Raw genomic sequence first — 20,508 nt, forward strand, 5'->3', positions numbered from 1 at the left:
ATTGAAAATTCAGAATTATGATTGGGGTACTGGGACGCTCTCGCTGCTCGGTTCTCGGACTGGCATCGTTGTCCGCAAGAGATTACCGACAGTCTTAGGATACATCGAGTTGTTATCGATAAAGAACCGTTCGAGTCCTGGCGTATCCAGCCACTTCGCACTCAGACTGTAGATCTTCCGTAGAAACGGATGGATAAGCCATCGGTCCAGAAACGTCGCAAGTTCACCCATCAGGTGGTGATTTCGGTGCATTACCGCATTGATGTCATGAGGGTCCAACTGATAACTGCGCGGATAAAAATCACGAAACAAGACGATGAACCCGACTGCAAATCCGCGCGGATCGCTCAGCCATTGGCCCAGCTTGCCAAAGGCGAAGTCCATCCCCTCGACCATCGCCTGAGCGTAGAGCAAGCGGGTCAACACCTCATTCATAAAGACTTGCTCGTATTCCGATTCTAAATCTGCCTTCTCGATCGCGTCAATGTATCCAACGACGATGCTGCTATTATGCGACCGATACCAGCTAAGTCCGTTAGGATTATCGATGTATTTGAGCCAATGCCACACGGATGGCCCGAGATCGTCCGGCAGAAGATATGGGCCGTCGGGTGAAATCGCCGGATAAATTAGGCCGGCAAGTTCGCTATCGAGCAGCAGGCGCGAATTCACTTTTCGCCACCAATGGCTTCCAACAACTTCCCTGAGCTGGCGTTCGAGCTCCGCAACGGCTTGTTCTTCCGGGGATGAACGGCCCTCAGCAGTGACAGGGTTTAGAACACCACGCTCCGCCTCCCATCCGAGAAATGCTATCTCGGAATTTCCGAGACCGTAGGAATCCGGAATATAGGCGTAACCGTAGTGCTTGTAGAACGCCTTGCGAAGGGCGATCCGTCCATCGGGATCGTCATGCACGGCGTGCACGGTCGTGCGGGCTTTCTCCTCCAGCTCGTCAAAACTTGTGGACAGCCGAATAGGCACTGTCCGATCAGCAGGCAAAATAGAAGGATTACTGCTCCTAAATGGATGGATCCTCATAGGTCACGGTTCAATCACTTGACGACAATAACAGGGTTGAAAAGGCGATACAAAGATAATCAACCTTCGGGACGCTACCCGCGAATTGAAAAAGATGCTGCGGGTGGAGTCCTGCAATTCATTGCATCAAAACGCGGCAAAAGGAACGTGAGTAGGCCGCTCGAAGTTTTGAGCCCGCGTCCGGAAACCCGCTGGATTCGGACGCCAAATTGATGTTTGGAGAGGTGGCCGAGTGGCTGAAGGCAACGGTTTGCTAAACCGTCATAGTTAGTAATAGCTATCGGGAGTTCGAATCTCCCCCTCTCCGCGAGTTTTGGGTTGTTAGCGCAGGACGCCCAGCCGCATTGTTCGCGCGCGGCCGCCGCTGCGAAGCACGAGCCGATACGCGCCAGCGCCTAACTCATCAGTCCAATAGGTCTCCCGGACTGTCCCCGATTTCATCGAAGCCGATTTGAATTGTTTCACCGTGCGGCCAAGCACATCCTGAAGAGACATCTCGACCAGACCCTCCTCCGCAATGTGATACTCGATCGTGAACGAACCTGTCGACGGATTTGGAACAACGGAATGAATGAAGAACGCTGTGTCCGATGTCTCCGTCCACGAAGTGCATGCACCAGCCACACAGACTTCGCCGTTAACGCGAGTGACAGCCACGCGCGCATTCGGGAATGCGAACGAATCGATCATGAGCGTGCCGCAATTGGGATCGGTTGACCCTGCAACGAAAGCAAGCATTTCGAGCGTATCACTTATGCCAACCGGACCAGCAACCGGAAGAGCCCACACGTTACCAGATCGAGTGCTGATTGGATTCGTCGGCGTAAGCAGATCCGCGCGAATGTGGATGACTCCAGCATAAGTTGTGGCACGAGTCTCAGCAAGATTTACGGCATTCTCGAGCAACAGCGGAATGACGATTGTGCTCCCTGGATTTGCTTTTGTCAATGCGGGGACCTTGACCGTTGCCAAGCCCTGTATCGAGTAGTTGTAGGGGTCGCTTGTTGCGGAGCAGCCGTGCGCGTCTGTAACCGTAACTGCATATATTCCATCCGTATCCGGCGATATTGTCTCCGTCGAATCCGAGGGTATTAGCATACCGCCGAGCGACCATTGGTATCCTGATGAAGGTGTTGATGTTAATTTGCCACCGGATTGTGAGATCGTTGGCTTTGCTGGCAATGGATACACGATCACTGTTGCGGCCATCGACGATCCATCGCAGCCGCTTGCATCCGTGACAAAGACCGAGTAATTGCCTGCCTGGTTGGTCGTAAGTTGTTGGCCGGTCGCACCGCTGATCGCGTTGCCATCTCTCGACCACTGATATGTTGCATATCCCGATCCGGCATCGAGCGTAACGCTATCGCCAGGGCAAAACGCCAGTGGATTCTGGTGCGAAACGAGCGGAGTCAGATGCGACCCGATGGTGATCGGAAGTTGAGAAATCCCTTCGCAGCCACCCGCAGTGACGTTCACCCAGAGCATTCCGGTGCCACCACTCCCCCATTGCACCTCGATCGTGTTCGTCCCTTGACCGGACGTGATCGTTCCGAGCGAAGCAGGAGTGATCAGCCAAAACACGGCGCCGGGAGGCCCACTTCGCGTGTACTGCGCTTTACCACCAAGGCACATCGATTCCGGACCAGAGATCGCCACGACCGGACGCGGATTCACTGTAATCACCAACGCCGGCGATGTGCTATCGCATCCACTGGCACTCGTTGCCGTGACGGAGTACGAGCCGCTCACCTTTGCGAAGATGCGTTGTGTCGTGTCCGGAAGTTTCGTCGTCCCGTTCCACCATGTGTAGTGGAAGCCAGGCGTGACATCGAGCGGGACGGAATCTCCCTCGCAAATGCTTGTGGGACCAGCCGCTAGCAATTGCACCTGCGGACGCGGCTCGACCGTGAAGCTTACCGGAACACTCGAACCGGCGCAGCCGGCGCTGTTAGTTACGGTGACCGAATACTCTCCACTTTTGGTGACGAAGATCGAAGCCGTCGTATCACCGCTGGACCAGAGATAGGACTTGTACGTCCCTGCCGGTTCGATTCGTATCGAATCGCCACTGCAGAACTGCGTTTGCACGGGTAGTAATACCGGGTGCGGCACGCTGTCGGACAGGACTGTCACATGCGTCGGCGCCGATGTACCCGAGCAACCAGACGTGCCAGTGACATGCACAGAGTAGTCGCCACTCTGGGTTACAAGGATGCTGCTCGTTGTATCGCCGGTGCTCCACTTGTAGGAAGAATATGCACTCGACACCGAGAGCATGACAGTATCTCCCGCGCAAATACTTGGAGTCGCAGGTGATATTCTTGGTCGCAATGTATCCGCGACTGCAACTTCGATGGTGTCGCTGCCAGTGCATCCATTTCCATCGGTGACCACAACTGTGTAAACCGTTGTGGACTTTGGGGAGGCCTTTGGGTATTGAGCGGTCGGATCGCTCAGCCCTGCCGCCGGACTCCACTGAAAGGTCGCCGTGTTCCCAGCGATTGTAACGGAAGCGCCGATTATAACCGAGTCGCCTCTACAAATTGAGACTGGCAGCAGCGCCCTCACCACAGGCGATTTGTTCACGTGGACCGTGACAGACGAACTCGATTGACAGCCGTTTACATCCGTGGCAGTCACAGTGTAGGTAGTTGTCGCGGCAGGATGAGCTGTCGTGCTGAGCGAATCCGTATGGTCAATGCCGTCTGCCGGTTGCCACGAAATAATGAATGGCGGTTTGCCAGTTATCGAATTACCAATCCGAACACTCGTCCCGCTACAGACTGTCTTGTCGGGTCCGGCATCGACAACGGGCGGATTGTTCACGTTAACGATGACCGTGTCCGTATTCTGGCACCCGTTGGTGTCCGTGACAGAGACGACGTATGTCGTTGTTTGCGTTGGCAGTGCAATTGGGCGTGCTACGGTCGAGTCGAACAAGCTTTTACCCGGTGACCAGGAATATTGGTACCTCGCAATTGTCTTACCAATCTGAACACTACTGCCTAAGCACATGGTCTTATCCGGTCCGGCGTCGATCGGCGGTGGTGTGCGGATAAATACGGGCAATGTATCCGTAGCTGTCGCGCATAATTCGGGATCGGCAATGTCCAAAGTGAAGCGGTGTAAGCCGGGATGCAATGTGTCCGGCAGGATATATTTGCTGGAGGTCGCGCCGGGTATTATGCTTCCCGTATCGCGCCATTGATATACTGAGAACCCAGATGTCCCGACTAAGGTATCGGCCTCGCCATAACAAATGGTGTCGGCACTTGTCGAACTGAGGTTCGCTCGAATTGTGTCGCAGAACTTCGCCACGAAGCCATCACCAGTTCCGGCATAGGTGGACTGATATGATCCTGATGAAGCAATCCCACTTGGACTTTCCGTATAGCCCGCCAAGAGAATATGGCCGAAAATATCAGTACTAACAGCATTACCCCGGTCGATACCTGTGCCCCCATAGTATGTGCCCCATTTGCGGCGACCAATGCTGTCGAACTTCATCAGGAATGCATCGGAAGTGGAACCGCCGAAAACAGTTTGGAACTCTCCAGTCGTCGCGATGTAGAGAGAATCGCCAGTATATCCGGTTGCAATGACATCTCCATGTGGATTTGCAGCAAGTCCCAGGTCATCGTCTCCATCATCTGTAATATGATTCCATCCGCCGATATATGTGCCCCACTTCCGCTTGCCCGAAGTGTCGAAGCGTTCTACAAATGCATTCCACACATTGCCAATGAGAGTCTGGCGGTAAGCACCAGGCGTTGCAATGCGAGTGTCATCGAGCGTCTGACCGCCGAAATAGATCGACCCAGCATGATCCGAACAAATGGCTCGAACCACGCCGGGGAAGTAGGTCGCCCATACTCGCGAACCTGCCGGACTAAAAGCTACGATGGTACTACCATCCGTTGGAATGGCATCGAAAGCTCCTGCAGTCGCAGGTGGCATGTCACTACCCGAAGGAATGGCTGCTATAAAAATCGCATTATCTTTTCCTATTGCAATCGACCCGATCTGGCCCGAGCCATAGTAAGTGGCCCAGGTGCGAAATCCTGTCGGCGAAAACTTCGCAAGAACTACATCATCCCGATTTGCTGTGCGAGCCGCTTTGAATGAGCCAGGAGTCGCCATGCTATCATTGTTGGTCTGGATACCAATGATGATGTTATTAGAAGAATCGACAGCGAGAGCGCGGAGTTCATCTCCATATTTCCTTCCCCAGTAGGTGCCCCATAACCGCACTCCCGCGCTCGAGAACTTGGCAAGATAAATATCGTCCAAGTACGGGTCTGCCGATGAGAAGCCATTATTCATTTGATAGGCGCCTGCTGTGGCAAATTCTCCAGTTGTGTCTTGAGTCGTTCCACCGATTATCGGATTTCCACTGGTATCAAGACCGAGCCGATTCACGGAATTGCCGCCGTCAAAATAGTACGTACACCAAAGGAGTGAACCCGCCGCAGTAAACTTTGCGAGAAAAAAATTGCTCGCATTCGGCGTGTATGTTGCTTGAAATGCGCCCGGAGTGGCGATGCCAGAAGAACTATTCGTACCTCCGCATACGAAGATATTTCGTTGTTTATCCACCCCAAGTGAAAAGATCTCATCGCCGTCGCTGCCGCCGAAATAGCTCCCCCAAATCCGGGGAGGATCGATGACAAGTGTTTTTCGATGATCGTAATGGTCAATCTTAAAGCGAAGATGACTGCTATCGAGAACATAAGAAGCGTTCACACTCTTCAGATTATCTTCGGTGCCAGTGAATGAAAAAGGAAGACCCTCACGAATTACGCCCATCGGAGTGAATGCTTGGGCGGCCCCATCCTGTATTCGAAGGCTATCCGAACCATCGTAGGACAGGACGATTGATGATGGATCACCGCCAGGATGAACGATAAAATCGTACTTCATCCCTTGCTCGGTCGAGTAAATCACCATGTCGATCTCTGGATACACGTCATGGTAGATCAGCCTCTCGAAAGCTGGAACGTCGAGCAGGCCATCAGGATGGCTCTTGTCGTAGTAGTTGAAATAATAAGGTTTTGCCGCCTCTTCGGTAATGGTTGGATTCGGATTCGACCCAACGAGTTCGAAATCCATTCGGTACGCTGTGAGCGTGTCGAGTAATCTCTTCCGCTCGTGTTGATTCCGATGGCGAGACAGCTTCATAATATCCTGAGGTTGCACTGAATGCTTAGAGAAGACGAACTGAATTCCGTTTTTCGTCAGATAGAGGTTCAGACTTCTCGACTTTGCACGATAGAGAACCTCCGGCATTGGCTTACCGAATTGATCGTAAACCTGCCCGAGATTCTTTTCGAATTCGATGGTTTTGGGAGCGAGTGAAAATCGTGAATCAAAGGCGCCGCCCCGGGCATGCGAAGAAATTTTGGGAATCGACTGTGCAATCGCACACTTCGGTAGTACCGCGATTACGAGCAGCAGAGACCAGACGCATTGACGAAGAACTTGCCTCATTACCGTAGGGAAGAATGCATGAAGCTGCATTAATAATAATGAACGAGACCCAAGTCTGGTTCAGTCTATGGGAAAATACTTGGTGCTCTGTCTTCCCTATATAACCCGGAAACCAGTCAAAGAACAATCTGGTAAGCACTTCGCGGCGGAAATAGTACAATACGGGCAGATGACAGCTCTGCCCTCTCTCAGCAATCAAGTCAATGGTCCGAGTCCGTTTCTCGGAGTGATAGAGACGTATTGGACGTGCGTTATCGAAGTTCGCGTAGGAACATCGATTTCAGAAGTAACGCTAAGCGTTCGTTACTCTGCTTCGACTTGGGCGTAGTCCAGTTCGACCGGTGTCTTGCGGCCAAAGATCGAGACTTCGACTTTGAGCTTTTGTTTGTCTTCGTTGACCTCTTTGATCTGCGCGCCGAATCCGGAGAATGGTCCATCGATCACCTTGACCGGCTGGCCAAGATAATAGCGAATCTCAGGCGATTCCATACCGCGCTTCTCCTCGACCTTGCCGAGGATGCGTCGCATCTCATCCGGCTGCAATGCGGTGGGCTGGGTCTTGGTTGGACCGACAAAACTCACGACACCCGGCACCGAGAGAATGAGATCGATCAGCTTCTTATCGAGTGCGGCCTCGATGAGAATGTAACCGGGCAGGAAGCTCTTGGTCTTCGTCCGCTTTTTGCCTTCGCGAACTTCATAGACTTTTTCGTTCGGGATTACGACTTCGGGCACACGCTCGGAAAAGCCGCGGCGCTTCATCTCGTCTTCGAGGAAGGCCTTGACTTTGGACTCATGACCGGTATAGGTCTTGAGCGCATACCATTTGAGGGTGGTCGCTTGAGGCTCGGTCATGACTTGCATTTAGAATAAGTTGAATATCGTGCGAATGACCGTCTCGAATATCTTGTCCACGCCGAACGTGAAGATCGAAAGCAGGACACACAGCACGAGAGTGATTACGGTCGCATCTTGGAGCTCGGCGCGCTTGGGCCAGGAGACCTTGCGCATTTCGCGGGCGACGTCGTTGAAAAAGGAAAAGGACTTCTTGCCAAGGTTTGGCTTCTGGGTCCCTGGAGCGATTGCAGTTGTTTCAGCCATAGTGCTTAAAGTTACGGGGTCAGGTAGGGGCTAATGGTGTTAGTCGGGGCTAACTGAGTTAGCCCTCCCTGGGTTAAGCGGGTTAATGCCATTAACCCCTACCTCATCACCCGATAGCACGTCAGGAGGGACTCGAACCCCCAACCTGCGGTTTTGGAGACCGCTGCTCTACCAATTGAGCTACTGACGTTCGTGAGTAACGAGTAGATGAGTAACGGGTAACGAGTCTAATCTCGTCACACGTTACTCATCACTCGTTACGCGTTACGCGTTACTTCGATTCTTTGTGCGGCGTGCGCTTGTTGCAGCGCGAGCAGTACTTGGTGTACTCCACGCGGCCAGACTGTTTCCGTTTGTTCTTCGTCGCCGAGTAATTCCGCGACTTGCAACTGGTGCACTCGAGTGTAATGATGTCTCTCATCGGTTCTTACCTTTTTATTCTAAACTCGTATTCAAAACGTTCACTTGGTCTCTGCTTCCACGCCCGGCTGTCCCACGATCTGCGCTTGAGCTGGATGCGCTTGCACTTGCTGGGGCGCCTGCGGTTGCATCGGCTCGATATTATTCAAAAAAATCGCCGACATCAACTTAAACCGCCCGCAGCTCGGACAAATGTAGACCGTCACCGGCAGCGCGCGTGCAAAGTTGAACTGCAGCCCCGTTGGCGTAGCGTCCAGTCCGGGCATTGCAAACAAGTCCGGATTGACATCCATCTGCGTCCCACAGTCCCCACAAAGCTTTGGTGGTGTCATCTCACTAGTGGATAGTTGATAGTGGAAAGTGGATAGTGAGGATTCGTTATCCGTTATCCACTATCAGCTATCCACTACCGCAGAGCGGGAGACGGGACTCGAACCCGCGACCAACAGCTTGGAAGGCTGTGACTCTACCAACTGAGTTACTCCCGCGCTTGGCGATCCCTCGCTCGACGATTCCTCGTCGGTCCTCTCCGGTCTGGAGATTTCCCATTACGAGAGGGAATGCACTGCGCGGCGCTCTAACCGCAAAACCGCGAAAAAAAAGCCGGGGCCACTCGATCCAAATACCCCAAAAGGGTGGAATCTCGCGACCTCAGCGCCCCTTAGACAAATGCGCGGCACGATGTGTTCCACCGAACTTTCTGGCCGTTGCCTCCCGGAACCGCACCCCCTGCCGCTCCGTTGCGAAACGACCACTTTTGTGGCGAGTCTTCTCTCTGCTCCCCTATGCTGAACATTCCGTCGGTCGGTGGGACTACTCATAGCGAGTGCACGAACCGCTTGCGAGCAAGGGGCCTCTCGGTGTACTCCATTGTCGTTTTCGCGCTTCTTTCGCAATTATTCCTTGCAGACCCTTCTTTGGGTTCATGGAAGAAAGTCGCACAGTTCGCTGCGCCGGTCGCTCGGGTCAATTCCATGTACTTTTTCGACGACTCGGTTGGAATTATCGGATTTTCACAGGGTGGGCTCGGTTGCCCGCTCATGCGGACCACGGACGGCGGTGTAACCTGGGTCGCCCCAAATACTCCAGCACTGACATTCGGAAGCACCTGCGTCGTCACGGACATTTGGTTCAAAGACAAGTTGGAGGGCTGGGCTACGTTTGAAATGTCGCAAGCCTCCGGTTCGAGTCTTTGGCATACGCTCGATGGCGGTCTTAACTGGTCGAACCTTGGACTTACTGGTGGCACCGGGCTTGGTCTGACGAGCGTCCGAGCGACGCCGCGCGCACTCATTGTGACCAATCGCGGAGCCGCTCCTGGAATCTATGTATCGACGAATGGCGGCGCATCGTTTGGCTCGACCTTCGGACAAACGGATAACGATTTGGACTTTGTCGATTCGATACATGGAGCATCAAGCTTCCTCAGAGATCAATTCAATTACACGACCGATGGCGGCCTGACCTGGCGACCCGCACTTACTTCGAACAACCTCCAGACAGAGACCTGGGGCATCTATGGGGCGAAAAGCAAACGATATTTCGTCGCAGCCGATGAAACCAGTGGGGATATTTATCGGTCACCAGTTGATTTTGGACAAACCTGGCTCACGGCATCCAGTTTCGGCGCAACATATATCACTGGCGGCATCACCGGTTACACGTGCGCGCTGTATGTTCAGTGTGTCATGTCTGGGCTGGGGCATGGCCTCTATCGTTCGACGGATAGTGGAAGCACCTGGTCACCGATTGGTGGTCCCAACAACGGATACGATACCAGGTTTTCGGTTACGCCGGGAGCGCTTTATGCGGGGGATGCCACTGGAGGACTGTGGAAATCGACTGATGGCGGAGATGGCACTCTGGTCAATTTGTGTCCGCCACTGCCGCAGATTCCTGAGACCGAGATCCAGCTAACTGCTTCGCTCTGCGATTCCATAAGTGTTGTGAAGTACTTCCAAAATCCCTACTTCGATTCCCTTCTGATAACATCATTCCAGATTGTGGACTCGACACGAAAACCTGCCACCTCGAAGGCATTCGGAATCGACAGCGTTCTGGTGCCGCAAATGCTCAAGGGAGAACAGGTGCTCGGCTACCGCCTTCATTGGTGTCCACGCCGCATGCTGGATACGGCGGGACTCGATTCCGCAACGATCCTTGTGAAATTTACCGCACCGGCATTTAATTGGAATAACTCCACCATTATCAAAGTGTATCTTCGAGCAGTGCAACCACCGCTATTGCTCGATGTCCCGGCTGCGATCCGTTTGGATTCTGTCAATTGCGAGTACGATACCATCGTGACATTTACAAACAACAGTTGTGACACCGTCACGCTGACGAGCGCTGCGCTCGCAATAAACAAGGTGTGGTCCGCGACGGATTCGCTGGGCATGCCACTGCTGCTCCCCATTGCTATTCCACCGGATTCTTCTCTTCCGATTCGCTTGCATTTCCATCCAAAGAGCTTCGCTGTTGGAATCGACACGCTTAAGCTCGGTACCGAGTTTTTCCGGCAACCGGCACTCTCAAAAGTTAGCCTACGAGGCATATTGAGTAGCGCGGAGGCTCTAGCGAGCGCGCTTTCGCTAGCATTCGATACTCTTTCGACCTGCACGACGGACGATACGCTCATCCATATTGGCAATCGCGGATGCGACACACTCACGATTACGCTGGATACGCTGAACACGAAAGACTGGGCGCTGCTCGATACGAATGGCTTGCCGATACCACTTCCGGTTAAGATTCCTCCCGATTCCAACTGGACGCTGCTTCTGCGATTCCAACCACACTCGCTCGGCGCAACAAGCGGTAGGATCACGCTCGACTATCGGTACCTGGGCTCGAAGATTACGCGAACGATCACGCTTACAGGCACGGGCGCCAGTTCGGGCTCGCTTGTTTATCCCAATTCATTTGCCCTTGGCAATGTCTCGTTCTGTGAGTCATTCGATACGACGATCACATTCCGCAACGCTACCTGCAATGATGTTAGATTGGACAGCCTGAACATTCCAGCGCCATTCTCGCTGCTCGATTCGACTCTCTTCCCCATCAAACTCGCAAGCGGCAAAAGCATCACGGTTCGCGTGCGGTATCGGCCACGAACGAATAGCGATGCAGGTCTGGCCATACTTAAAGCTATCGTCAACGGAAAGCAAATCTCAGATACACTCGCATTGCGGGCATCAGCAGTTGGAGGGAAATTCCTTCCGGTCATGCTACCCTCTGCCCGACTCACTGTCACTGATGGTGGTTTCCGGTTTGCAGACCGCACCATGTGCCAGCTTCCCGATTCTGGCATTGTGAGAATTCTGGATCCCGGTTGCGATTCGATGTCCCTCGATAGCATCGCCTACATTCCTATGCGCGGAAACACGAATTCTTACATCGTATCCACTTCGCCTTCGTTGCCAAAAGTATTGGCGAATGATTCCGTCCATCTAAAGATGGTGCTTACCGCCAGCGGTCCTGGCCAGTTTGTTGGCAACCTTCATCTCTATTATCGAATGGATGGTGTGCGACACGACACCACATTTATGATCTGGGCTAATGTGACCGGCGGAGCAAGCGCGCTTGCGCTCGATACTTCGAAAATCATGCTGGGCACACTCTCTGCATGCAAAGCGCGTGATACCACGATCGGTTACACAAACACCGGTTGCGATTCTGTCACCGTTTTGGGATGGAGCATGGCAAGTTGGGGCGCCGGATTTGATGTGTCCGGAACCGGGCAAAACCCTCCACGCGGCCTGGCAATTGGCCAGAGTGATTCTCTACATATTACCTATGATGAAACGCACACCGGCATGCTCTACGATACGGTGAATGTACTGACTGATGCAAAGCCTGATTCCGTTCGGCGCATTCCAATCCAGGCATTCGTTGCTCCACTCGATTCTGTGAACTTCGTGATGTCGCAACCGGCGAGTCTTGCACCAAATCAGCGTTTTGTCGTGACTGTGCAGCCCGACCGAACGGTCCTGCAAACCAAAGGTCTGACTTCGATCTCCGGCGAAGTGGAATACAACGAGGATAATTTCGAGTATGAATCACTCGAGTCTCTTCCGAATCTTTCACTCACGACGAGCGCGCCGCAATCAATTGACGGCGAATCTCGAATTCCATTCCAGTTGACGAATCCGGCCGGTATTGTGCTCGATCCGACCCTGCCGGTCCTTTCTATTCATCTCCAGTCCGTGCTCGGCGATACAACCGATCTCACCGTCGGAGTAAACTCGATGCAACTGAATGCATCCGATCCTGATTTTGCACGGTGCGTGCTGGCGACCAAGGGCGCAACCAGCACATCATCGTTGATGCGCGACTGCAATACTACATTCCTGCTGAGCACAATGCGCAATGAGGAATTGCTACTCGTCACCGACCCTTCTCCAAATCCGATGACAGCCAGTACCAACTTCGAAGCGCACGTGCAGCTACATGCTACCGCGCCAGGCACTGCAACGATCGAGCTTCATGATGCCATTGGACGCACGACGCTGAGTGAAGTCATCCCGTTTGCGCGCGGTGAAGATCACGATTATGTGTTCGATCTCAGCCACTTCTCGGCTGGAGCGTATATATATCAGGTGCGATTCGATTCGCCTGCTGGTTCTTCGAGAGCGCTCGGCTCGATTATGTTATTAAAGTAGAAGCGAGCAAGACCGCTGGTCTGATTTCAATTGACTGGACCCCTGTAACGGGCGAATGTCCCATTGAAATCATCTGACATAAACGGAGAGTACCCCCTTCACCCTATATAACAAGGTTCGAGGGGCTGGGTGTTGCATGAACATCATAAAATTATATACTCAATCTTATTTTTTAATTATTATTCATAATTTAGCCCGCCACCGGGTGTTCACCATGAAATCGCACTTTCTGCTTGAACAACACAACTTCAATCGAACAGGCTGGCTGCGTGCAGCCGTATTAGGTGCGAACGATGGCATTCTTTCGACTGCAAGTTTGGTCGTTGGCGTGGCTGCGTCACATGCTGCGCGCGGTAGCATATTGATCGCTGGAGTGGCAGGGCTTGTTGCGGGCGCAATGTCCATGGCGGCCGGAGAATACGTCTCGGTCAGTTCGCAGTCGGACACCGAAGAAGCCGATCTGAAGGTCGAGAAGAAGGAAATCGCAGTCCACAATGAGTTCGAACATCAGGAGCTTGCTAACATCTACGTGGGGCGCGGGCTCGATCCTGTTTTGGCGAAACAAGTGGCAGAAGAACTCATGGCTCACGATGCCCTCGGTGCGCATGCGCGCGATGAGCTGGGGATCAATGATATGGTCAAGCCGCGTCCGGTGCAGGCTGCTGCTGCATCGGGAGCCTCGTTCTTAGCAGGAGCCGCATTGCCGTTGGTGGTCGTTCTTATCTCGCCGTTTGCGATGCTCATCCCGGCCGTATCAAGTTCTTCGCTCATCTTTCTTGCTGTGCTTGGTGCCGTGGCGGCCAAAACCGGCGGTGCGGGTATGGTAAGAGGTTCGCTTCGCGTCACGTTTTGGGGTGCGCTCGCGCTCGCAGTGACGGCTGGCATCGGGGCGATCTTTGGCACGGTGGTCTGAGTTAGCTGTAGCCCGCGCATGCCGCCAAGTGGCTAAGCGCCGAAATTTCCCTTGCACCGATTTCGCGCTACTGCTGTTCCGGGTCGGACGCGATCATCCATGACCGCATCCGCCATCATTCGTCACTCGTAATTCACTCCAAGGACTTGTCCGAACAGCTTCTTTCCCACGAACAGCAACTGACGGAAACGCGCGAATACGCTGCCGCAACCAACGGTCTTGACTCCTCACGGAATTTCACTGCCGCCGATTTCAAAACGGCAGCCGAGTGGACAATCGAGGATGCCGTCGAGACGTATAACATCGACCGGTGGGGTCTCGGATATTTCGGGATCAACGAGAAGGGCCATGTGACCGTCGCACCATTGCGCGAGCAGGGCGCGACGATGGACGTCATGGATGTAATTTCTGACGCACGGGACTGGGGATTGCGTTTCCCGCTCGTGCTCCGATTTCAGGACTTGCTTCGGGACCGCGTCGTCGGGTTGAATAGAGCGTTTGCCGACAACATCAAAGAGCAGAATTATCAGGGGCAGTATCTCGGTGTGTTCCCGATTAAGGTCAACCAGCTTCGCGAAGTTGTCGAGGAAATCGAAGATGCCGGCCGGCCTTACAATTACGGCCTCGAAGCCGGCTCGAAGCCAGAATTGTTCGCTGCGCTTGCGACGCACACAAATCCCGATGCCATCATTATTTGCAACGGGTATAAAGATACCGCGTTCATTCGCACGGCATTGATGGGCAATCGGCTCGGCAAGAAAGTCATCATGATTGCTGAGAAGGTCGAAGAGGTCAAGGCGATCATCGAAGTCGCGCGAGAGCTTGGTGTGAAGCCACTGATCGGCGTGCGTATCCGCCTTGCCGCAAAAAGTACCGGCATCTGGTCCACTTCCGGCGGCGAATCGGCAAAGTTCGGGCTTTCGACGATGGATCTCGTTGAAGCGATCGACTATCTGACGAAAATGAACGCCCTCGATTCACTCGAACTCGTTCATTTCCACATCGGCAGCCAGGTACCGGACATTCTTTCCATCAAACGGGCGATTCGCGAAGCCACCCGCTACTATGCGAAGCTGCTCAAGATGGGACTCAGCGGCATTCGCTATCTCGATGTCGGCGGCGGTTTGGGCATCGATTATGATGGAAGCCGCAGCAGCTTCCACTCTTCCACTAATTACACGATGGAAGAATATGCCGCCGACACGGTCTATAACATCATGGACGTGTGCGACGAAGAAGGTGTTCCGCATCCGCAAATCGTCTCAGAGTCGGGTCGCGCGATCGTCGCGCACCATGCATTGCTGGTCGTGCAGGTCTTTGGCGCCATCGAAAAAACCAAGGCAGAATACGATCTGACAGTGAGCCAGTCGGACCACAAGTGGATCAAGCAACTTCGCGATATCGAGCAACGCATCGAGATCAACCCGCGTGAGGCTCTGCATGACACGCTGCAGATCAAGGACGAATCGCAGAATGCCTTCGATCTTGGAATTCTTGACTTGCCAACAAAGGCTAAGATCGAGACATTTTACTGGCACATTGTCGAGGAGATCGCCGCACTGTTTAAGCGCCGCGCCGAAGATCCGAATACCGAAGAAGACGTGCCGGAAGAAATTGCCGATCTCACGCCGCATCTTGCCGATCAGTATCTCTGCAATTTTTCGGTCTTCCAGAGCCTGCTCGATCACTGGGCACTGGGGCAGATCTTCCCGATCATGCCGATCCATCGCCTGGATCAGCCGCCAACGATTCACGGCACGCTTGTCGATATTACATGCGACTCTGATGGAAAAGTTACCAAGTTTGCGGACATCCGTGACGTTCGAACAACGCTGCCGCTTCATCCGCTGAAAGTTGGCGAAGAGTATTTTGTTGGATTTTTCCTCACCGGCGCGTATCAGGACATCATGGGCGACCTTCACAATTTGTTTGGCCGTGTTAACGAGGCGCATGTGTTCCTAGACCCGGATGAAGATTCCGGATTCTACATCGAAGAAACAATCCCAGGCAACTCGATTTCGCAGGTGCTGGAACTCACCCAATACCACGAAAAGGAATTGGTACGCCGCATGAAAGTCCAGATTGACGAAGCGATCAAGTCTGACCGGTTGAAACCGAACGATGCGATGCGACTCTTGAACGAGTACGAGAAAGGCTTGCAGGACCACACATATTTGACGTTCAACGGGAAGGGATAGTCGTAAGATTTCTTATCAAACAGGCCAATTCCTTTCTGCCCATCCTCCCTCCATTCATAAAATTCTTGCGCTCTGAGCCAGTTGCATAATATGGCATTTTCTTTCTATCCCTACATCTCAGTAGGTTTTGGACAAGATGGAAATGAACGGCATGGACGACAAGACGATCCCTATCCGAATGGAATTGTTGGGTCATCTCAGTAAGGATGATCACGATAACGTAAGTCTCTGGGGTCCTTTTTTCACTCAAAGGGAGAGACTATGAGACAGCTTGTGATTTTAGGTGCTGGTACGGCCGGTACCATGATGGCCAATCACCTTCATAAGAGTATCGATCTCCATGAGTGGCAAATCACGATCGTGGATCAATACCCGAAGCACTATTACCAGCCCGGATTTCTCTTTATTCCCTTTGGACTCTACTCAGAGAAGGACGTCGTGAAGTCCAAGCGAGAGTTCATCCCGCATGGAGTCGAATATCTGGAATCCGCAATCGACCGGATCGACCCGAGGACAAACAGCGTCATGCTTGCATCCGGGACGACGCTGAATTACGACATCCTCATCATTGCAACGGGAGCCAAAACCGCGCCGGAACAGACTGAAGGATTAACTGGCAGCGATTGGCGAAAGCGTATCTTCGACTTCTATACGTTCGAAGGAGCCACTGCACTCCACGCCGCGCTGGAGAATTGGAACGGCGGCCGACTGGTCGTCCATATTACAGAGCTTCCTATCAAGTGCCCGGTAGCGCCACTCGAGTTTTCCTTCCTTGCAGATTGGTGGCTTGCCGAGCGCGGGCTCCGCGACAAGACGGAGTTGGTGTATGTCACTCCCCTTTCCAGCGCGTTTACAAAGCCTATTTGCGCCGACGTGATGGGACATACGTTGACGGACAAGCGGATCAACACGGTGACCGACTTCAACATCGCGCGTGTCGATAACGATCAGCATCAGATTATCTCCTGGGACGGCCGGGAGGTCCCTTACGATCTTCTCGTGACGATTCCGACCAACATGGGCGACGCGATGATCGAGCGCTCCGGCATTGGCGACGAACTGAATTTCGTGCCGACCGACAAGCATACGTTGCAGTCCAAAGTGAAGGATAATATTTTCGTGATCGGTGACGCGACGGACGTGCCGGCATCGAAAGCCGGATCGGTCGCGCATTTCGAGTCCGAAGTGTTGACGAAGAATATCCTTCACTACATGCATGGCGAGCCGCTCACCGAAGATTTCGACGGCCACGCGAATTGCTACATCGAATCGGGATTTAACAAGGCATTTCTGATCGACTTCAACTACGAGCTCGAACCGATGCCGGGAACATTCCCGCTACCGGGCATTGGCCCGTTCTCCCTCTTGAAAGAGAGCTATGTGAACCATCTCGGTAAGCTTGCCTTCCGATGGATTTATTGGAATGGACTGCTGAAAGCCAGGCCGATCCCTGGCATCAGCCACACCATGAGTCGGACCGGAAAGCGGATCCCACCCACCGTGCCGACTGATGTTGCCTCTGAAGCGTAACACATTCACACTCAACAGACAAATTTAGTTATGGCCGTATTACAAATCAATGGATCCTCGATCGACGTGAATGACGAGGGATACATGACCAATCATGCCCAATGGAACCCCGACGTTGCTGCGGAACTTGCGAAGGGTCTCGGCGTCACGCTCACGCCCGCGCATTGGCGTGTGCTGAATTTCATCGACAAGGACTTTGGCGAGAAGGGTGTCGTGCCTGGCATCCGGCGTATGAATAAAGTCGGCGGGATTCCGACGAAAGAACTTTATGATTTATTCCCGGAAGGACCGATCAAAAAAGCGGCGAAAATCTCCGGTTACCCGAAACCTGCAAGCTGCGTTTAACGAAAGGAAACACAATGGCCGAAGACAAACTCAGTAAGGTCTCGATCGTCGTTTCGCACGGTTCGCTGGAAGGTATCTATCCGGGCCTCATCATGGCGAACGGCGCCCGGATGGAAGGGATCGAAGCAAACCTATTTTTTACGTTCTTCGGGCTCTACGGTATACTTCAAAAGTACAATCACAAGCTCCGGATTGCAACCGTCGGCAATCCGGCGATGCGTTTGCCTGACGCCAAAGGATTTCCGATGCCGACCATCATGGGAGCGATTCCCGGCATGTCCGCCATCGCGACGAAAATGATGAGCAAAGAAATGGAGAAGCTGGACATCCCTCCAATCCCGGAATTCCTCGAGATGTTCCACGACGCCGGCGGCAAGATATACGCGTGCAAAGCGACGGTTGACATGTTCCACTTGACGAACGATGACTTCATTCCGCAATTGGACCAAGTCCTCACAGTCGGGGAATTCTACGAGAAGTCAGTAGGGGCTCAAATCATCTTCACATAGTTCGTTCGCGAATCAAGTTCGCAAAACTGAATGGAGTCGGCACTGGCCCATTAAGGGGAGCGCGCCGGTCACAACTCCTCGATGATGGATTCGCCATCCGGATGAGAGAGCATCGTGCGGAGTTCGGGAATCTGCACCGCGGGATGGGGAACGACGTGGCCATCATTCTCGAGATAGTGTTTCCATATTTCGATGGCACGCGATCGAAGGCTGACCCGGCGCTCGCTCGTCAGCATCGTCCAATGCTGCGAGGGCATTTTGCCCGAGGGAGGTATGGCATACACATGCTGCTCCGCTTCATAGAGCGAAGTGATTCGGGTCTCCAAAAGTGTAGCAGTCATATTCGTGGGTTCGGCAAATCGAACCAAAAATTTTGAACAGTGGCCAATAACCGCTTTAGTCGCGTGTGCAATATAGTCATTCGAGCCGAAGAAAGCAAGAGCCTTCACTGCAATTCATCGTTAATTCATCCACCACTCAAGTCCCGGTCACTGCCCAGATAATGGGTGTCTGACCTTACCAGCGCTCCGATTTCGGATTTCTGGTCATGAGATCGTTCGTCGCTTCTCTGGGGTCTTTTCCTTCGAAGAGAATACGATACGTCTCCTCGATAATTGGCATTTCGATTTTATGGGACCTGGCGAGGCTGCGGGCCGATTCTGTTGTGGTTATGCCTTCGGCGATCTTCTTCATGCTGGCCTGAATATCTGCGAGGGTGCGGCCAAGCCCTATTTGCTCACCGACATAACGATTGCGTGAGTGTCTGCTTGCGCAAGTGACAACGAGATCGCCAAGACCTGCAAGTCCGCTGAACGTATGTTCCTCCGCGCCAAGCGCAACACCCAATCGGCGCATTTCAGCGAGACCTCGAGTCATCAGAGCGGCCTTGGTATTATCTCCAAATCCGGCGCCATCGATCATTCCTGCGCAGATAGCAATGACATTCTTCAATGCGCCGGCCAACTCGACACCGATGACATCAGAACTCGAGTACACTCGAAAATAAGGCAGGAAGAATGCATCCTGCACAGTGCGCACGGTGTCGTGGTTTTCCCCGGCAATCACCACTGCCGTTGGCACTCTTCGCGCGACTTCTTCCGCATGACTTGGACCGCTCAGAACAACGGTGCGTGCCGCAGAAACGGCAAGGGACTCTGCGATAATTTCCGTCACCCGCTCGTCGCTGCCGCGCTCGATCCCTTTGGAAGCATTGACGTAGCAGGCATCCCGCGCAATATGCTGGCGGAGACCAATCGTAACTGCACGCGTGGCTTGCGATGGTAAGGCAAAGACGTATAATTCTTTGCCAGCAATGGCCTCCGGGCTATGCGTGATTTCGATCTCTGGATCGATCTGGATTCCGGGAAGATAGATCGCGTTCTCGCGAGATTCGCGCAACTCAGTTGCAAACTCTTCACGATGGGCCCAGAGCGTAACCGAGTGGCCTCTCTCCATGAGCACGCGCGCCAGTGCCGTCCCCCAGGCACCTGCACCAATGACAGCCGTATTCATGGTTAATTGAAGGCGTAGCGTCGTTTGCCGGGCTAATCCACGGTCGTGATTGTCCGTGGCCAAAGGGCCACGAAAATCTTATGACGCTTTGCGGAAAATGCGTAATGCATCGAAGCGGTTTTCTCGCTTCTCGATCAGGCGTGTAATATTCGCCCGGTGAGTAAAAATCAGGAAGAGCGCAAGCCCGATCGCAAAGACGATCAGCGTGCTGTATCCGACGATATGAACTCCGAACGCGTTCTCACGCAGGAACATCGTTGTCGGAAACATGATCGCGGCAATGATTGACCCGAGCGAGACATACCCACTCAGAACAACCACCAGTAAGAAGATGCCGGCCACGATTGCAATTTCGATCGGCGCGACGCCAATCAGCATTCCAGCCGCTGTGCTAATTCCCTTTCCACCATGGAAGCCAGCAAAGATCGTGTAGACGTGGCCGAGAACTGCGGAGCATCCGGCGATCAAACGAAAAATCGTGATGTCTTGAAACGGCGTCGCATTATGAAACGGAAGGCCGTTGAAGAAATAGGTGGCAAGCAGAACCGCACCCAGTCCTTTGGCCAGATCGAGAACCTGGACCGCGAGGCCCAATTTCCAGCCGAGCACTCGAAAAGCATTCGTCGAGCCCATATTGCCCGAACCTTTGCTTCGAATGTCAAATCCACGAAATTGCTTCGAAATAATGATCCCAAATGGGATCGAGCCGATCAGGTAGCTCGCGATGACAATGAGAACCAGACTCAACATGCGTTGCTAAATCCTTTGTAATTTCCTTTGGACGGCAGTAT

15 protein-coding genes and 3 tRNA genes are annotated in these 20,508 nt (G+C 53.2%); 7 read left to right on the forward strand and 11 right to left on the reverse strand.

Features of this window, described 5'->3' with window-relative positions; all coding sequences use genetic code 11:
• Positions 1–15: 15 nt before the first annotated feature.
• On the reverse strand, positions 16–981 hold the full coding sequence (locus Q8902_09690; protein ID MDP4199832.1) for a hypothetical protein: 966 nt from the start codon (positions 979–981) through the stop codon (positions 16–18).
• 275 nt (positions 982–1,256) lie between these two features.
• Between Q8902_09690 and Q8902_09695 the strand changes: the two genes are divergently transcribed.
• Positions 1,257–1,345, forward strand: a tRNA-Ser gene (locus tag Q8902_09695).
• Between the two features lie 14 nt (positions 1,346–1,359).
• Here the strand turns inward: Q8902_09695 and Q8902_09700 are convergent.
• The 7 genes from Q8902_09700 to Q8902_09730 form a co-directional block, all read right to left on the reverse strand.
• The gene (locus Q8902_09700) at positions 1,360–6,528 is read right to left on the reverse strand and encodes a hypothetical protein (protein MDP4199833.1); all 5,169 of its coding nucleotides are present in this window, start codon (positions 6,526–6,528) and stop codon (positions 1,360–1,362) included.
• 303 nt (positions 6,529–6,831) lie between these two features.
• The gene (nusG, locus tag Q8902_09705) at positions 6,832–7,383 is read right to left on the reverse strand and encodes a transcription termination/antitermination protein NusG (protein MDP4199834.1); all 552 of its coding nucleotides are present in this window, start codon (positions 7,381–7,383) and stop codon (positions 6,832–6,834) included.
• Positions 7,384–7,392: 9 nt separating this feature from the next.
• Positions 7,393–7,629 (reverse strand): preprotein translocase subunit SecE, encoded by a 237-nt coding sequence (gene secE, locus Q8902_09710; protein MDP4199835.1) that lies wholly within the window; start codon positions 7,627–7,629, stop codon positions 7,393–7,395.
• A 117-nt stretch (positions 7,630–7,746) separates the two neighbouring features.
• A tRNA-Trp gene (locus Q8902_09715) sits at positions 7,747–7,819 on the reverse strand.
• Between the two features lie 81 nt (positions 7,820–7,900).
• Positions 7,901–8,050: a 50S ribosomal protein L33 gene (gene rpmG / locus Q8902_09720; protein MDP4199836.1), complete on the reverse strand. Its 150-nt coding sequence runs from the start codon at positions 8,048–8,050 to the stop codon at positions 7,901–7,903.
• Positions 8,051–8,090: 40 nt separating this feature from the next.
• The gene (locus tag Q8902_09725; GenBank protein ID MDP4199837.1) at positions 8,091–8,381 is read right to left on the reverse strand and encodes a hypothetical protein; all 291 of its coding nucleotides are present in this window, start codon (positions 8,379–8,381) and stop codon (positions 8,091–8,093) included.
• 83 nt (positions 8,382–8,464) lie between these two features.
• Positions 8,465–8,537, reverse strand: a tRNA-Gly gene (locus tag Q8902_09730).
• 297 nt (positions 8,538–8,834) lie between these two features.
• Here Q8902_09730 and Q8902_09735 point away from each other — a divergent pair.
• The 6 genes from Q8902_09735 to Q8902_09760 all read left to right on the forward strand — a co-directional run bounded on the left by Q8902_09735 (position 8,835) and on the right by Q8902_09760 (position 18,205).
• A complete protein-coding gene (locus tag Q8902_09735; protein ID MDP4199838.1) occupies positions 8,835–12,710 on the forward strand; it encodes a hypothetical protein in 3,876 nt (1,291 codons plus the stop codon).
• A gap of 214 nt (positions 12,711–12,924) precedes the next feature.
• On the forward strand, positions 12,925–13,623 hold the full coding sequence (locus Q8902_09740; protein ID MDP4199839.1) for a VIT family protein: 699 nt from the start codon (positions 12,925–12,927) through the stop codon (positions 13,621–13,623).
• 146 nt (positions 13,624–13,769) lie between these two features.
• Positions 13,770–15,821, forward strand: coding sequence for a biosynthetic arginine decarboxylase (gene speA, locus Q8902_09745; protein ID MDP4199840.1), 2,052 nt, complete (start codon positions 13,770–13,772; stop codon positions 15,819–15,821).
• A 261-nt stretch (positions 15,822–16,082) separates the two neighbouring features.
• Positions 16,083–17,351 carry an FAD/NAD(P)-binding oxidoreductase gene (locus Q8902_09750; GenBank protein ID MDP4199841.1) on the forward strand — a complete coding sequence of 423 codons (1,269 nt, stop codon included), beginning with the start codon at positions 16,083–16,085 and terminating at the stop codon, positions 17,349–17,351.
• Between the two features lie 30 nt (positions 17,352–17,381).
• Complete coding sequence (locus tag Q8902_09755; GenBank protein MDP4199842.1) at positions 17,382–17,696, forward strand: TusE/DsrC/DsvC family sulfur relay protein; 315 nt, start codon at positions 17,382–17,384, stop codon at positions 17,694–17,696.
• Positions 17,697–17,710: 14 nt separating this feature from the next.
• A complete protein-coding gene (locus Q8902_09760) occupies positions 17,711–18,205 on the forward strand; it encodes a DsrE/DsrF/DrsH-like family protein (GenBank protein ID MDP4199843.1) in 495 nt (164 codons plus the stop codon).
• A 68-nt stretch (positions 18,206–18,273) separates the two neighbouring features.
• On the opposite strand, the gene Q8902_09765 is transcribed toward Q8902_09760, so the two are convergent.
• The 3 genes from Q8902_09765 to plsY form a co-directional block, all read right to left on the reverse strand.
• Positions 18,274–18,546, reverse strand: a complete 273-nt coding sequence (locus tag Q8902_09765; protein ID MDP4199844.1) for a hypothetical protein — start codon at positions 18,544–18,546, stop codon at positions 18,274–18,276.
• A gap of 175 nt (positions 18,547–18,721) precedes the next feature.
• The gene (locus tag Q8902_09770; protein ID MDP4199845.1) at positions 18,722–19,717 is read right to left on the reverse strand and encodes an NAD(P)H-dependent glycerol-3-phosphate dehydrogenase; all 996 of its coding nucleotides are present in this window, start codon (positions 19,715–19,717) and stop codon (positions 18,722–18,724) included.
• A gap of 78 nt (positions 19,718–19,795) precedes the next feature.
• Entirely contained in the window at positions 19,796–20,467 is a 672-nt protein-coding gene (gene plsY, locus Q8902_09775) for a glycerol-3-phosphate 1-O-acyltransferase PlsY (GenBank protein ID MDP4199846.1), read from the reverse strand.
• Positions 20,468–20,508 lie beyond the last annotated feature (41 nt).

Source organism: Bacteroidota bacterium (genome assembly GCA_030706745.1).
In the GTDB taxonomy this organism is placed as follows: domain Bacteria; phylum Bacteroidota; class Ignavibacteria; order Palsa-1295; family Palsa-1295; genus PALSA-1295.